Below are 14,158 nucleotides of genomic sequence, written 5' to 3' on the forward strand. Positions count from 1 at the left end.
AAATACGCCGGGTGGCGTACACGGAGGTACTCAGGCGGGTGGCGGGGCCGGGTACTTCACGGCGTTGGCGAGCATCTTGTGCTTCGCCGCCTCGACCGGGTCGATGCCGAGCTTGTCGGCCAGCTGCAGCAGGTAGAGCAGGACGTCCGCGATCTCGGTGCCGATCTGCGCGCGCTGGTCTGCGGGCAGCGCCCGGCTTTGCGCTTCGGTGAGCCACTGGAAATGCTCGAGCAGTTCGGCAGCCTCGACCGACAGCGCGGCGGCGAGGTTCTTGGGGGAGTGGAATTGCTCCCAGTCGCGGGCTTGTGCGAAGTCGCGCAAGGCCTGGGTCAGTGCTTGAAGTTCGGTGGCCATGTCAATCCTGCGGGGTCTGCCGCGAGTTTGGCATGGCTACCCGGCTACGCCATGCGACCTCCCCGCCCATGCAGCACCGCCACCAGCAGCGCCGACACCATCAGATAAACCAGCGCCACACCGAACGCGGCTGTGTAGTCCGCCTCGCGCCCCAACTGCCCATAGAACAGGATCCCGACCAACGCCACCCCCAGCGCATTGCCCGCCTGCTGCACCATCGACAGCACACCCGAGGCCACGCCCGCGTGCTGCGGCGGCAGGCCGGCCAGCACGGTGGACACCAGCGGCGCCATCACCATGCCGAGCCCCGCGCCCTGCACGAACAGCAGCGGCACCATCCACGCCACGACATGCGCATGGCCCGGCCAGCCGGCCACGTTGGCGCACTGCAGCGCATGCCCCGCCGCGAGCACGAGGGCGCCGAGTGCGATCGGGGGCGTGCCGCCGAAGCGGCGGGCGATGCGGGCGCCGGCCATCGAGGTCGCGAAGAAGCCCACGGCCAGCGCCGTGAAAACGATGCCAGAGTGGAGCGCACCCAGCCCGATCCCCTGCTGCAGATAGAGCGCGAGCACGAAGTAGAACGAGGCATTGCCCGCATAGAAGGCCAGCGTGGTGAGCAGCCCGGTCACGAAGCGGCGGTTGGCGAGCAGCACCGGCGCCACCAGCGGCGCACCGCCGCGTGCCGCAAGGCGGCGCTGCTGCCTCGCGAAGAAGCCCCACAGCGGCACGGCGGCGGCCAGGCACAGCCAGCTCCACAGCGGCCAGCCCTGCTGGCGCCCTTCGACCAGCGGCAGCACCACGGCCACCGACCCAGCCGCGACCAGCGCCATGCCGGCGAGGTCGAGCGGGCTGTCGCCGCGGCCCTGCGCCAGCGGGGGCACCACGCGCGGCGCGAGCACCAGCGCCAGCAGGCCGATGGGCACGTTGATGAGAAAGCAGCTGCGCCAGCCGAGCCCCGCGAGGTCGGCATGGATCAGCGCGCCGCCCACCAACTGCCCCAGCGTGGCCGCCAGGCCCAGCGTGAGGCCGTAGGCCGCGAAGGCGCGTGTCCGGTCTTCGCCCGCGTAGGCCAGGCCGATCATCGCGAGCACCTGCGGCTGCAGCAGCGCGCCGGCCAGGCCCTGCAGCAGGCGCGCGGCCACGAGCAGCCCGGCGTTCGGCGCCACGCCGCAGGCGGTCGAGGCGAGCGTGAACAGCAGCAGGCCGAGCATGAACATGCGGCGCCGGCCGAACAGGTCGCCCAGCCGCCCGCCCGTGACCAGGCCCGCGGCGGTGGCCAGGCCGTAGCCCGCCACCACCAGCTGCAGCGTGCCCGCGCTGGCCTGCAGGTCGTGCTGCATGGACGGCAGCGCGACGTTGACGATGAAGAAGTCGAGCACCACCAGGAAGGTGCCGCTGAGCATGACCCACAGGCCCAGCCGGCCCGGTGTGGCGGACGCGATCGATGGGGCAGAAGAAACGGCAGGGTTCGACGAGGTCATGGCCCCCACTGTCGGCACCGGCCGGCATCGCGGCAATGACCTGCGAGGTCATGCGCGCAGGGCGCCGCGCGTTCAGCGCTTGTCGAACTGCGCGGACGCAAAGGCCCAGGTCATGCGCGTGGCGTCGGGCCCGAGCGGGTCGCTGAACAGCTGCCCCCGCGACCCGCCGCTCCACGAGTGGCCGAGCCCCGCGATCTCGCACAGCGTGACCAGGGTGCGGCCCTGGCGCTTGAAGTCGGTCACGCGCATGGCGCGGCGCTGGCCGCGTTGCAGGTCGCGCGCGATGCCGGCGTGCGCGCCCACGGCGGTGGCCCAGACGGCCGCGCTGCTCATGGCGTTGCTCGGCGCCACCACGGCGTCGGCGTCGCCGTGCAGCACCAGCATCGGCGGCAGCGTCGTGAAGACGGCCGCCGCGCCCATGGCCTTGCCGACCGCGGTGACGGGCATCGGCGGCACGTGCTGTCCGCGCATGGCGCCGAGCGCGGTGGCCGACGACTTCGCGGCGCCGGGCGCCACGCCCGAGTGCATGACCACGGCGCGAAAACGGTTCGGGTAGCGCGTGGCCAGCAGCGCCGCCATGCTCGCGCCCGCCGACAGGCCGGCCACGGCCACGCGGTCGCGGTCGACGGGGTACAGCATGCAGGCCTGGTCGACGGCGGCCATCAGCGTGGCGGCCTCGGCGTCGGCCTTGCCGGAGCGGCGCTCGTACCAGTTCCAGCAGCCCTGCGGATGGGCGATGCGGTCCTGCTCGGGGTAGAGCACGAGAAAGCGCTGGCGCACCGCGAGCGCATTCATGCGCGTGCTGGCCGCGAAGTCGCGACCGGTCTGGCCGCAGCCGTGCAGCATGACCATGAGCGGGAGCTTCTCGCCGGGCTGCAGCACCAGGTCGGCCGGACGGAACAGGTGATAGCCGCGCGCCCCACCCGCGCCCATCGCCATGCCACTGATCCAGTCGCCCTTGCCGGGCGGCGGCTTGAGCCGCTTGGCGGTCGCGCGTTGCACCTGGCCGGCCACGCGCTTGCCGTTGCTCAGCGTGAGCTTGGTGAGCGCCTTCAGGTTGCGCTCATAGGCGCGGGCGAAGAATGAAGCGGTGGAGCGACGGGCCATGGCGCAGTGTGCAGGCAAAGCGCCGGGCGGCCAAACGGCCGCGAAGCCTTCAGTAGATTTCCGGCACGATCATGCTGGCGGGGACGGGCTGGCGAAGATAGTCGTCATGCCGCTCGCGCGCCGGCAGCTCGACCGGCGCATGCGCCACCTCCTGGTAGGGCAACTGACCCAGCAGATGGCTGATGCAGTTCAGGCGCGCCTTCTTCTTGTCGACGGCCTGCACCACCCACCACGGCGCCTCGGGGATGTGGGTGCGCTCCAGCATGATCTCCTTGGCCTTGGTGTATTCCTCCCATCGGCGGCGGCTCTCGAGGTCCATGGGGCTGAGCTTCCACTGCTTGAGCGGGTCGTGGATGCGGCCCAGGAAGCGCATGTGCTGCTCGTCGTCGGTGATGGAGAACCAGTACTTGATGACCTTGATGCCCGAGCGCACGAGCATCTTCTCGAACTCGGGCACGGTGCGGAAGAACTCCTCGTACTCGTCGTCGCTGCAAAAGCCCATCACGCGCTCGACGCCGGCGCGGTTGTACCAGCTGCGGTCGAACAGCACCATCTCGCCGGCGGCCGGCAGGTGCGCCACATAGCGCTGGAAGTACCACTGCGTGCGTTCGCGGTCGTTGGGCGCGGGCAGCGCGGCCACGCGGGCCACGCGCGGATTCAGGCGCTGGGTGATGCGCTTGATGACACCGCCCTTGCCCGCCGCGTCGCGGCCTTCGAAAAGAATGACCACCTTCTGCTTGCTGTGCTGCACCCAGTCCTGCAGCTTGACCAGTTCGCCCTGCAGGCGAAAGAGTTCCTTGAAGTAGGCCTGGCGCGCCGCCTTGTCGGACACGGAAGACGCGGTCGAGCCGGGGTCGAGCCCGTCGAGGTTGCGGTCTTCGATCTCCAGTTCGAGCTCTTCGTCGTAGCTGTCGATCAGGTCGCGGGCGATGCGTTGCATCAGGTCTTCGTGGTCGGGAAGTGCGCTCGTCAGCATGATGAAAAGGGGCAAGAGTGGCGGGTAGACAAAAAGCATGCTGCACCCGCCGCATGACGACGGCGTGACGGTTTTGCGGCTGTTTTCTGTAAGCCGACACGCCGTTGTCACATGGCACGAACACCATCCGGGGCACGCTGGCAGCCCGCCAAACGGGCGTCTGCCTGTTCACATGTCTTTTCTGACCACGCACCTTGTCGGTATTTCATGACCTCGCCGCGCAGTCCTATGGCGGCGACGAAGCCGGGCTGATCTGCGGCTACCTGTTCGACGCCGCGGCGCCGGAACCCGCGCGGGCGATCGATTCGGCGCAGGCCGCCGCGTGGCTGGCGGATGCCGGCCAGCTCGGCGACAGCAACGCCTACGTGTGGCTGCACTTCAACCTGAGCCATGCGCACGCCGAACGCTGGCTGGTGCGGCACGCGGCGCTGTCGGACACCTTCTACGAGACGCTGCACGAAGGCCTGCCCTCCACGCGCATCGAGCGCGCCGACGACTCGCTGATCGCGGTCATCAACGACGTGCACTTCGAGTTCAGCTTCGAGCCCTCCGACATCTCCACGCTGTGGATCAGCGTCGGCCCGCGCCTGGTGGTCACGGCGCGCACCAAGCCGCTGCGTTCGGTCGACGCGCTGCGCACGGCCGTGAAGGCGGGCGAGGCACCGCGCTCGAGCACCGAGCTGCTCGAGCACCTGCTGCGCGCGCAGGCCGACGTGCTGGTGAAGATCGTGCGCGGCGTCACCTCGCGCATCGACCGCATCGAGGACGAACTGCTGGCCGGCCGCCTGGACCACAAGCGCGCACGGCTGGGCGTGCTGCGCCGGCTGCTGGTGCGGCTGCAGCGGCTGCTGGCGCCCGAGCCGGCCGCGCTGTTCCGCCTGCTGCAGGGCCCGCCGGCCTGGATGGCCGAGCCCGACGTGCAGGAGCTGCGCGGCTCGACCGAGGAGTTCTCGGTGGTGCTGCGCGACATGCAGGCGCTGCAGGAGCGCATCAAGCTGCTGCAGGAAGAAATCGCCGCCAACGTCAACGAGGACAACAACCGCAGCCTGTTCGTGCTGACGGTGGTCACGGTGCTGGCGCTGCCGATCAATATCCTGGCCGGCCTGTTTGGCATGAACGTGGGCGGCATTCCGCTGGCGGAGCACAGGCACGGGTTCTGGATCGTGGTGGCGATCGTCGCCACCTTCACCGCCGTGGCCGCCTGGACGGCCTTCCGCAAGAAGCGCTGAGGCGCGCCCGCGCTCAATCCGACGGCAGCGGCGCGGCGGCCGCGTCCTGCATGCATTGCAGGAAGACGCGCGTGGGCGTGTTCATCGCCTCGCTGCGCAGGCGGAAGGCGCACATGGGGCCGCGCAGCAGCTCGCCCGGCATGGCGATGCGGCGCACGAGCCCGCGCCGCTCGAAGTCTTCGGCGTAGTGGTTGGCGGTGGCCCACAGCAGGCCCGAGCTGCGCACGAGGTGCAGCGCGAGCGGGGCCGAGTCGGCCTGGATGTCGGCCGGATGCGGCCCGCCCGGGCGGCGGTGCACCGACAGCATGCGGTCCAGCTTGGGCCGCAGCGGCGTGCGGTGCGGCGGCAGCACCCAGCGCTCGTTGGCGGCCTCGGCCCAGGTCGGCGCACGCTTGAGCGCCAGCCGGTGCCGCGGCGCCGCCACGATGCTGCTGAACTCCTCGTACAGCGGCGTGACCTCGACGCGGTTGAGGTCGACCGTCCACTCCGCGTGCGCGAGCATGAGGTCGATGCGCCCATCCTGCAGCGCGCCGTGCAGGTCCTCGATCTCCAGCGTCTGCACCATCGGGCGCACGTGGGGCAGCATCTGCGAGGCCTGCAGCAGCGCGGCCGCGAGCCGCTGCGCCGAGAACACGGGCAGCACGCCCAGGCGCAGCTCGCCGCTCACGCCCACGCGCAGGTCGCGCAGCGACTCCTCGGCCAGCATCAGTTCGCCCAGCACGCGGTCGGCGTGCCGGACCATGCTCAGCCCCGCCGCCGTGGGCGAGATGCGCTTGGTGGTGCGCTCGAACAGGCGCACCTGCAGCGTGGCCTCGAGCTGGGCCAGCGTGCGCGACAGCGCCGGCTGGGTGGTGTTGAGCAGCTCGGCCGACTTGCTCAGGCTGAGCGTGCGGCCCAGCTGGCTGAGCAGCCGCAGCTGGCGCAGCGTGAGGTTTCGTTCCAGGAAGGAGGCCATGGCCACTTATATCGACAACGGTATGAGTACGCTCGGATTTCTCATTTGTCGCCCTCCCCCGGCCTGCCCAGAATCCGCCCACCGCCCTGGCACCCCGGAGACCCGCGATGACCGAACCGACGAAGCGATCCCTTTGCGCCGCCCTCATGGCCGCCACCGCCCTGCTGGCCGGCCTGCTGCCCGCCGGCGCGGCGGCCCAGGCGTACCCGACCCGGCCCGTGCGCCTGATCGTGCCGTGGGCGCCCGGCACGCCGGCGGACGTGGCGGGCCGCGTGGTGGCCGAGCGCATGGCGGGCGGGCTGGGCCAGACCGTGTTCGTCGAGAACCGGCCGGGCGCGGCCGGCACCGTGGGCCTGGGCGAGGTGCTGCGCCAGCCGGCCGACGGCTACACGGTCTACATGCTGTCGTCGGCCTCGCTGGTGGCGCCGCTGCTGTTCCCCAGCCAGTCGCTCGACCTGCTCAAGAGCCTGGAGCCGGTCGGCATGACGGCCTGGAGCTACAACGTGCTGGTGGCGCCCGCCGCCTCAGCGCTGGGCTCGCCGCGCGAGCTGGAGGCCGCGGCCAAGGCCCGGCCGGGCACGCTGAGCTTCGGCTCCGGCGGCAACGGCACGCCGGCGCACCTGGCCGGCGCACTGTTCGCCCAGCAGACGGGCAGCCAGCTCACGCACGTGCCGTACAACCAGTTCCCGATGGCGGTGGGCGACCTGCTGGCCGGGCGCCTGGACACCATGTTCCTGACCGCATCAGCCGCATTGCCGCAGATCCAGGCCGGCAAGCTGCGCGCGCTCGCGGTGACCGGCGCGCACCGTCTGCCGGCCCTGCCCGCCGTGCCCACGATGATCGAGCAGGGCTACGCGGGCTTCGAGCTGCGCTCCTTCGACGGCATGACGGTGCGCAGCGGCACGCCGCGCGAGATCGTCGAGCGGCTCGGCGACGCGCTCGCCAAGGCGCTGGCCGCGCCCGAGGTGCGCGAGCGCCTGGCCACGCTGGCGCTCGAGCCGGAGCCGATGACGCCGGCGCGCTTTCGCACCGTGCTGGCGGCCGAGTCGGACAAGTGGCTGCGCCTGGGCCGCGGCGCCGGCATCAAGGCCGACTGAGCGCGCGATGCAGGCAGACATCGTGATCGTCGGGGGCGGCTCGGCGGGCTGCGTGCTGGCCGCCCGCCTGAGCGAAGACCCCGCGCTGCAGGTGGTGCTGGTCGAGGCGGGGCGGCCCTCGCGCAACCCGTGGCTGCGCATTCCCATCGGCTACTTCAAGACGGTGGGCCACCCCCGGCACGACTGGCGCTTCGAAACCGACCCCGAGCCGGACATGGCGCAGCGCCGCCTGCCCTGGCCGCGCGGCCGGGGGCCGGGCGGCTCCAGCCTCATCAACGGCATGCTGTACCTGCGCGGCCATCGCGCCGACTACGACCAGTGGGCCGCCCTGGGCAACCCGGGCTGGGACTGGGACAGCGTGCGCCCCTACTTCGACCGGTCGCAGCCCGCGGCCGATGGGCAGCTGTGGGTGTCCGCGCTGCCGCGCGATGCGTTGTCGGATGCCTTCATCGCCGCGGCGGCGCATGCCGGCATCGCGCCCACGGCCGACTTCAACGGCGGCGACAACAGCGGCGCCGGCTACTTCCGGATGACGACCCGCCACGGCCAGCGCATGGACACGGGGCGGGCCTTCCTGGCGCCGGCGCGGGGCCGGCCCAACCTGCGCGTGCTGTCGGGCGCGCAGGCGACCCGCGTGTGCTTCGAGGGGCGGCGCGCCGTCGGCGTGGACTGCGTGCGCGACGGCAAGGTCGAACGCGTCTCGGCGCGGCACGAGGTGATCCTCAGCGCCGGCGCCATCCAGTCGCCGCAGCTGCTGCAGCTCTCGGGCGTGGGGCCGGCCGGGCTGCTGGGCCGCCTGGGCCTGCCGGTGGTGGCGCCGCTCGAGGGCGTGGGGCGCAACCTGCAGGACCACCTGCAGGTGCGGCCCAGCTACCGCTGCCACGGCATCGAGACGCTCAACGACATCGCCCACAGCCGCTGGCGCAGCGCGCGCGAGTTCATGCGCTACTTGCTGACGCGCGGCGGCGCGCTGAACGGCGGCGTCTACCGCGCCGGCGCCTTCTTTCCGGCGGGCGACGAGGCCGCGGGGTGGCCCGATGCGCAGATCCACTTCGGGCTGGTGAGCTTCGAACGGCCGCACCAGCCGCCGCACCCGTTCCCGGGCGTGACGCTGTCGGCCTGCCTGCTGCGCCCGCACAGCCGCGGCGAGATCATGCTGCGCTCGGCCGATCCGCTGGCGGCGCCGTCGATCCAGCCGCGCTACCTGTCGCACGAAGCCGACCGCGCGCTGGCCGTGCGGCTGGTGCGCAAGATGCGCGAGATCGCCGCCGCGCCGCCGCTGGCGCGCTACCTGGCGCAGGAGCACGAGCCCGGGCCCGCGCTGGCCAGCGACGCGCAGCTGCTGGACTGGGTGCGCCGCCGCGGCGGCAGCATCTTCCACCCGGTGGGCACCTGCGCCATGGGACCCGCCGACGATGCCTCCGCGGTGGTCGATGCCCGCCTGCGGGTCCACGGCCTGCAAGGGCTGCGCGTGGTGGACGGTTCGGTGATGCCGCGGCTGGTGTCGGGCAACACGAACGCGCCGATCATCATGATCGCCGAGCGTGCCGCCGACCTCGTCAGGAACGACCTGCGCGCCTGAGCGCCCACGGGACGGCGCGCGCCAAGCCGCTTGGGCGATGAGGTTAATGCTATTTATCTAGTAGCAGACCGAAGCATCCACACGCCGGTGTCGGCGGGCGAGAGCGCCTAGAATCGGCCGGTGTCTTCTACTCTCAATGCCGATCTTCACTGCCACTCCGTGGTCTCCGACGGCACATTGACGCCCGAAGCGCTGGCCGCCCGCGCCGCCGCCAACGGGGTCGAGCTCTGGGCCCTCACCGACCACGACGAGGTCGGCGGCCAGCACCGCGCCGCCGCGGCCGCGCGCGAAAACGGCATGCGCTACCTCACCGGCACCGAGATCTCGGTGACCTTCGCGAACGAAACCGTACACATCGTCGGCCTGGGCTTCGACCCCGACGACGCCGCCATGTCGCAGGGCCTGTACGACACGCGCGGCGGGCGCGGCAAGCGCGCGCAGGAAATGTCCGAGGGGCTGGCCAAGGTCGGCATCCACGGCGCCTACGAAGGCGCGCTCAAGTTCGTCGGCAATCCCGAACTCATTTCGCGCACGCACTTCGCGCGCTTCTTGGTCGAGCAGGGCCACTGCCGCGACACCCCCGAGGTGTTCCGCAAGTTCCTCACCGAAGGCAAGCCGGGCTACGTGCCGCACCGCTGGGCTTCGCTGAAGGACGCCGTGCACTGGATCACCGCCGCCAAGGGCATGGCCGTGATCGCGCACCCGGGCCGCTACAAGTTCACGGCCAACGAGGAGTACGCGCTGTTCCTCGAATTCAAGGCGCACGGCGGCCAGGCGATCGAGGTCGTCACGGGCAGCCACACGCCGGCCGAGTTCGTCGAGTACGCCGACAAGGCGCTCGAGTTCGATTTCGCCGCCTCGCGCGGCAGCGATTTCCACAGCCCCGACGAGAGCCACTGCGATCTCGGCAAGCTGCCACCGTTGCCCGGCAGCCTCACGCCGGTGTGGGAACTGCTCGGCCACCGCATCCAGCAGTGAGCCAGAGCCCCGGGCCCGGCATCGACAGCGCGGCCACCGCCGCGCTCGCCCAGGCACGCGCCACAGCGCAAACCCGCCGCCGCACCGAGTCCGAACGCATCCTCGCGGGCATCGGGCTGGTCACCCTGGCGGTGGCCTGCTTCGCCACGCTGGACACGGCCACCAAGTACTCGACGCTCGCCGTGCCGATCCTCATGGGGGTGTGGTTCCGCTATGCCTTCCAGGCCGTGGCCACCACGCTGGTGCTGCTGCCGCTGCGCGGCACGGCCCTGCTGCGCACGCAGCACCCGCGCTACCAGGCGCTGCGCGGGGCGCTGCTGCTGGGCTCGAGCCTCTTTGCCTTTTTGAGCCTGCGCTACATGCCGCTGGCCGAGTTCACGTCGATCGTGCTGATCGCGCCGCTGGTGATCACGCTGCTGGCCGCCACCACGCTCAAGGAGCAGGTGTCGCCGCTGCGCTGGACGCTGGTGGCCGGCGGCTTCATCGGCACGCTGGTCATCCTGCGTCCGGGCGGCGGCAGCTTCAGCTGGGCCGTGCTGCTGCCGCTGGGGCTGGTGCTGACCAACGCCTGGTTCCAGGTGCTCACGAGCAAGCTCGCGCAGACCGAGAACCCGCTGACCATGCACTTCTATACGGGCTGGGTCGGGACGCTGCTGGCCTCGGTGGCCGTGCCCTTCGCCTGGACCGCCCTGCCCTCGTGGGAATGGTGGGCGCTGCTGTGCCTCATGGGTTTCATGGGCACGGTGGGCCACTTCATGCTGATCCTGGCCTACCAGCGCGCGCCGGCGTCCACCCTCACCCCGTACCTGTACGCGCAGATCGCCTTCGCGATGCTGGGCGGCTGGCTCATCTTTTCCCACGTGCCCGACCGCTTCTCGCTGATCGGCATGGCGATGATCGCCGTGTGCGGCGCCGCCGGCGCGTGGCTCACCGTGCGCGAGCGGCGCGTGCCGATCGAACCGGCGGAATCCTGATCAGGAGCAATTCACCATGGCCCAGTACTTCGAAGTCCACCCCGAGAACCCCCAGCAGCGCCTCTTGAAGCAGGCCGTGGCGCTGCTCGCGCGCGGCGAGGTCGTGGCGGTGCCCACCGACTCCAGCTACGCGCTGGCCTGCCACCTGGACGACAAGGACGCGGTCGACCAGCTGCGCCGCATCCGCCAGGTCGACGACAAGCACCACCTCACGCTGCTGTGCCGCGACCTGAGCGAGCTGGCCAACTACGCGCGTGTCGACAACAAGCAGTACCGCCTGCTCAAGGCCGCCACGCCCGGGCCCTACACCTTCCTGCTCGAAGCCACCAAGGAAGTGCCGCGCCGCGTGAGCCATCCGCAGCGCAAGACCATCGGCCTGCGCGTGCCCGACCACAAGGTGCTGCTGGAGCTGCTGGAACTGCACGGCGCGCCGCTGCTGGCCACCACCCTCATCGCCCCCGGCGAGACCGAGGCGCTGAACGACGCGCAGGAAATCCGCGAGCGCTTCGAGAAACAGATCGGCGCCGTCATCGACGCCGGCGCCTGCCCGTCGCAGCCGACCACCGTGGTCGACCTCACGCCCATGGGCGCGGGCGACGACCCGGTCGTGGTGCGCCAGGGCCGGGGTGCGCTCGCGGTGCTTGGCCTCTGACGAACGGCTCGGCCGCCCCATTCCTCTCTGACACAATCGCGCAGTGGATATTTCCAATCTGATACAGACGGTCCTGATTTACGCACTGCCGGTGATCTTCGCGATCACCGTGCACGAAGCGGCGCATGGCTACGTGGCGCGCCACTTCGGGGACAACACCGCCGCCATGATGGGCCGCGTGACGCTCAACCCCATGAAGCACATCGACCCCATCGGGACCATCCTGATGCCGCTGATGCTGTACTTCGCAACCGCCGGAAACTTTCTCTTCGGCTATGCCAAGCCGGTGCCGGTCAACTTCAATCGCCTGCGCCATCCGAAGCGGGACATGGTGTGGGTTGCACTCGCCGGCCCAGCGTCCAACTTCATTCAAGCGATTCTTTGGAAACTGGTACTGCTGGTATTCGTCCTGACCGGCTTCAATGAAACCTTTTTCATCAAGATGGCGCAGGGTGGCGTGCTGGTCAACCTCGTGATGTGGGCCTTCAACCTGTTCCCGCTGCCCCCGCTCGACGGCGGCCGCGTACTGGCCGGCCTGCTGCCCAACGGGCCGGCACAAAACTTCCTGGCGCGCATCGAGCCCTACGGCTTCTTCATCGTGATGGGTTTGGTAATCGCAGGCATCGTCAGCAAATGGTGGCTCTGGCCCCTGATGAACGTCGGCTCAAGTTTCATCAATCTGCTTATCTCCCCGCTCGTGGCATTGCTGCGCTAAGTTCCCTCGTCCCATGGCTTCGTCTTCTCCAGCTCCCCTGCGCGTCCTGACCGGCATCACGCCGTCGGGCACGCCCCACCTCGGCAACTACGTCGGCTCCATCCGCCACTCGGTGCGCCAGAGCGTCGCGGCCGGCGTCGAGAGCTACTTCTTCCTGGCCGACTACCACGCGCTCATCAAGGTGCAGGAGCCGGCGCTCATCCAGCGCTCCACGCTCGAAATTGCGGCCAGCTGGCTGGCCTGCGGCCTCGACCCCGAACGCGTCACCTTCTATCGCCAGTCGGACATCGCCGAGATCACCGAGCTCACCTGGTTCCTGACCTGCGTCACCGGCAAGGGCGTGCTCAACCGCGCCCATGCCTACAAGGCCCAGCTCGACAAGAACATCGCCAAGGGCGAAGAGCCCGACGCCGACGTGACGGCGGGCCTGTTCATGTACCCCGTGCTGATGGGCGCCGACATCCTGATGTTCAACGCCCACAAGGTGCCCGTGGGCCGCGACCAGGTGCAGCACATCGAGATGGCGCGCGACATGGCGCAGCGCTTCAACCACCAGTACGGCGAGCACTTCACGCTGCCCGACGCCGAGATCGACGATGCGGTCGCCACCTTGCCCGGCCTCGACGGCCGCAAGATGAGCAAGAGCTACAACAACACGATCCCGCTGTTCGCGCCGCGCGCGCAGCTGCAAAAGCAGATCGCCAGCATCGTCACCGACTCGCGCGCGCCCGGCGAGCCCAAGGACACCGAGGGCTCGGCCCTGTTCCAGATCTACCAGGCCTTTGCCAGCGCCGAGGAAACCGAGGCCCTGCGCAAGGCGTACGCCGACGGCATCGCCTGGGGCGACGCCAAGCAGGTGCTGTTCGAGCGCATCGACCGCGAAGTGGCGCCGCTGCGCGCGCGCTACGAGGCGCTCATGAACGACCCGGCCGAGATCGAGCGCATCCTGCTGCTCGGCGCCGAGAAGGCGCGCAAGCTGTCGCGCCCCTTCATGACCTCGCTGCGCCACGCGGTCGGCCTGCGCAACCTCGCGGCGGGCCGCGACGGCGCCGGCGCCAAGGCCGCCAAGGTGGCAAAGCCCAGCTTCAAGCAATACCGCGAGAAGGCCGACGGCCTGTTCTATTTCAAGCTGCTCGATGCGCGCGGCGAAACCCTTTTGCAAAGCCGTGGATTCGCGTCACCGCAAGAAGCCGGCCGTACCATCGCCGACTTGCAGGCGCAACGCGGCGCGGCGCTCACGGCACTGGCCGCGCAGCTCGAACCGGTCGACGCGCAACAGGCTCGCGCCGCCACCGAGGCGCTGGAGGCACTGGCGGAGGCAACGTCCACCACCCAGGGACATTGATCCGGCAACAACCCGCGGGCCATCCGCCAGCGGGTGTGACAAGAGAGAAGACGGTGCGATCACAAAGGAAGAAAACATGAGCATTTATGTCATCGACGACCACCCCCTGATGCGCGACGCGATCGTGATGGTCCTGCGTCGCCTGCGCCCCGCCGAGAACATCGTCGAGCTCGAGCGGCTCGACAAGCTCGCCAGTTCGGTCCAGCAGCGTGGCGCGCCCACTCTCTTCTGCCTGGACCTGAAGCTGCCGGACACCAATGGCGTCTCGGGCGTGATCGCGGTCAAGCAGGTCTATCCGAACGTGCCGATCGCCGTGTATTCGGCAGCCCCGGCTGCCGACATGGAAGACGCCTGCATCGAGGCTGGCGCTGATACCTACATCGAGAAGTCGGCCAGCTCCAACGAGCTGGCAGCCGCCCTGCGCGGCCTGCTGATGGCCGGGTCGGAAGACGACACCGAAGAGATGCCGGCCGCCAACAGCGGCAAGCTCTCCAAGCGCCAGACCCAGCTGATCGCCATGCTCGACAAGGGCATGAGCAACCGCGACATCGCGACCGACCTGGAGATCAGCGAACACACGGTGAAGGTGCACCTGTGGCGCCTGTTCCGCCGTCTGGGCGTGAAGAGCCGTACGCAGGCCTTGCACTATGCAAGAACGAATGGGCTGTTGTCTGGCTAACCCCCAGGCTTCGCGCACTTCGTGTCGCTACGCC

14 protein-coding genes are annotated in these 14,158 nt (G+C 70.0%); 9 read left to right on the forward strand and 5 right to left on the reverse strand.

Features of this window, described 5'->3' with window-relative positions:
- Positions 1-30: 30 nt before the first annotated feature.
- The 4 genes from AC3WQR_RS08625 to ppk2 all read right to left on the reverse strand — a co-directional run bounded on the left by AC3WQR_RS08625 (position 31) and on the right by ppk2 (position 3,918).
- A complete protein-coding gene (locus AC3WQR_RS08625; RefSeq protein WP_492741750.1) occupies positions 31-354 on the reverse strand; it encodes a nucleotide pyrophosphohydrolase in 324 nt (107 codons plus the stop codon).
- Between the two features lie 44 nt (positions 355-398).
- Positions 399-1,835, reverse strand: coding sequence for an MFS transporter (locus AC3WQR_RS08630; protein ID WP_492741751.1), 1,437 nt, complete (start codon positions 1,833-1,835; stop codon positions 399-401).
- Positions 1,836-1,907: 72 nt separating this feature from the next.
- Positions 1,908-2,942, reverse strand: coding sequence for an extracellular catalytic domain type 1 short-chain-length polyhydroxyalkanoate depolymerase (locus AC3WQR_RS08635; RefSeq protein WP_062472220.1), 1,035 nt, complete (start codon positions 2,940-2,942; stop codon positions 1,908-1,910).
- A gap of 49 nt (positions 2,943-2,991) precedes the next feature.
- Complete coding sequence (ppk2, locus tag AC3WQR_RS08640) at positions 2,992-3,918, reverse strand: polyphosphate kinase 2 (protein ID WP_492741752.1); 927 nt, start codon at positions 3,916-3,918, stop codon at positions 2,992-2,994.
- A gap of 194 nt (positions 3,919-4,112) precedes the next feature.
- On the opposite strand from ppk2, the gene AC3WQR_RS08645 reads away from it, so the two are divergent.
- Entirely contained in the window at positions 4,113-5,147 is a 1,035-nt protein-coding gene (locus tag AC3WQR_RS08645) for a transporter (protein WP_070061594.1), read from the forward strand.
- A gap of 13 nt (positions 5,148-5,160) precedes the next feature.
- Here AC3WQR_RS08645 and AC3WQR_RS08650 read toward each other — a convergent pair whose 3' ends face one another.
- Positions 5,161-6,102: a LysR family transcriptional regulator gene (locus AC3WQR_RS08650; RefSeq protein ID WP_167394989.1), complete on the reverse strand. Its 942-nt coding sequence runs from the start codon at positions 6,100-6,102 to the stop codon at positions 5,161-5,163.
- A gap of 107 nt (positions 6,103-6,209) precedes the next feature.
- On the opposite strand from AC3WQR_RS08650, the gene AC3WQR_RS08655 reads away from it, so the two are divergent.
- From AC3WQR_RS08655 to AC3WQR_RS08690, 8 genes are all read left to right on the forward strand, one after another.
- Positions 6,210-7,199 (forward strand): Bug family tripartite tricarboxylate transporter substrate binding protein, encoded by a 990-nt coding sequence (locus tag AC3WQR_RS08655; protein WP_492741753.1) that lies wholly within the window; start codon positions 6,210-6,212, stop codon positions 7,197-7,199.
- A 7-nt stretch (positions 7,200-7,206) separates the two neighbouring features.
- Positions 7,207-8,781 (forward strand): GMC family oxidoreductase, encoded by a 1,575-nt coding sequence (locus AC3WQR_RS08660; RefSeq protein WP_492741754.1) that lies wholly within the window; start codon positions 7,207-7,209, stop codon positions 8,779-8,781.
- Between the two features lie 120 nt (positions 8,782-8,901).
- Positions 8,902-9,759, forward strand: coding sequence for a 3',5'-nucleoside bisphosphate phosphatase (locus tag AC3WQR_RS08665; protein ID WP_062482136.1), 858 nt, complete (start codon positions 8,902-8,904; stop codon positions 9,757-9,759).
- Complete coding sequence (locus AC3WQR_RS08670; protein ID WP_492741755.1) at positions 9,756-10,733, forward strand: DMT family transporter; 978 nt, start codon at positions 9,756-9,758, stop codon at positions 10,731-10,733. Before AC3WQR_RS08665 ends, AC3WQR_RS08670 begins: the two co-directional genes overlap by 4 nt.
- 16 nt (positions 10,734-10,749) lie before the next feature.
- The gene (locus tag AC3WQR_RS08675) at positions 10,750-11,385 is read left to right on the forward strand and encodes an L-threonylcarbamoyladenylate synthase (RefSeq protein ID WP_062482128.1); all 636 of its coding nucleotides are present in this window, start codon (positions 10,750-10,752) and stop codon (positions 11,383-11,385) included.
- Between the two features lie 43 nt (positions 11,386-11,428).
- Entirely contained in the window at positions 11,429-12,100 is a 672-nt protein-coding gene (locus tag AC3WQR_RS08680) for a site-2 protease family protein (protein WP_492741756.1), read from the forward strand.
- Between the two features lie 13 nt (positions 12,101-12,113).
- On the forward strand, positions 12,114-13,445 hold the full coding sequence (locus AC3WQR_RS08685; RefSeq protein WP_095744105.1) for a tryptophan--tRNA ligase: 1,332 nt from the start codon (positions 12,114-12,116) through the stop codon (positions 13,443-13,445).
- A gap of 76 nt (positions 13,446-13,521) precedes the next feature.
- Positions 13,522-14,124, forward strand: a complete 603-nt coding sequence (locus AC3WQR_RS08690; protein WP_056578680.1) for a LuxR C-terminal-related transcriptional regulator — start codon at positions 13,522-13,524, stop codon at positions 14,122-14,124.
- Positions 14,125-14,158 lie beyond the last annotated feature (34 nt).

This window comes from Variovorax sp. FW305-3-2-15-B-LB1, assembly GCF_058787635.1.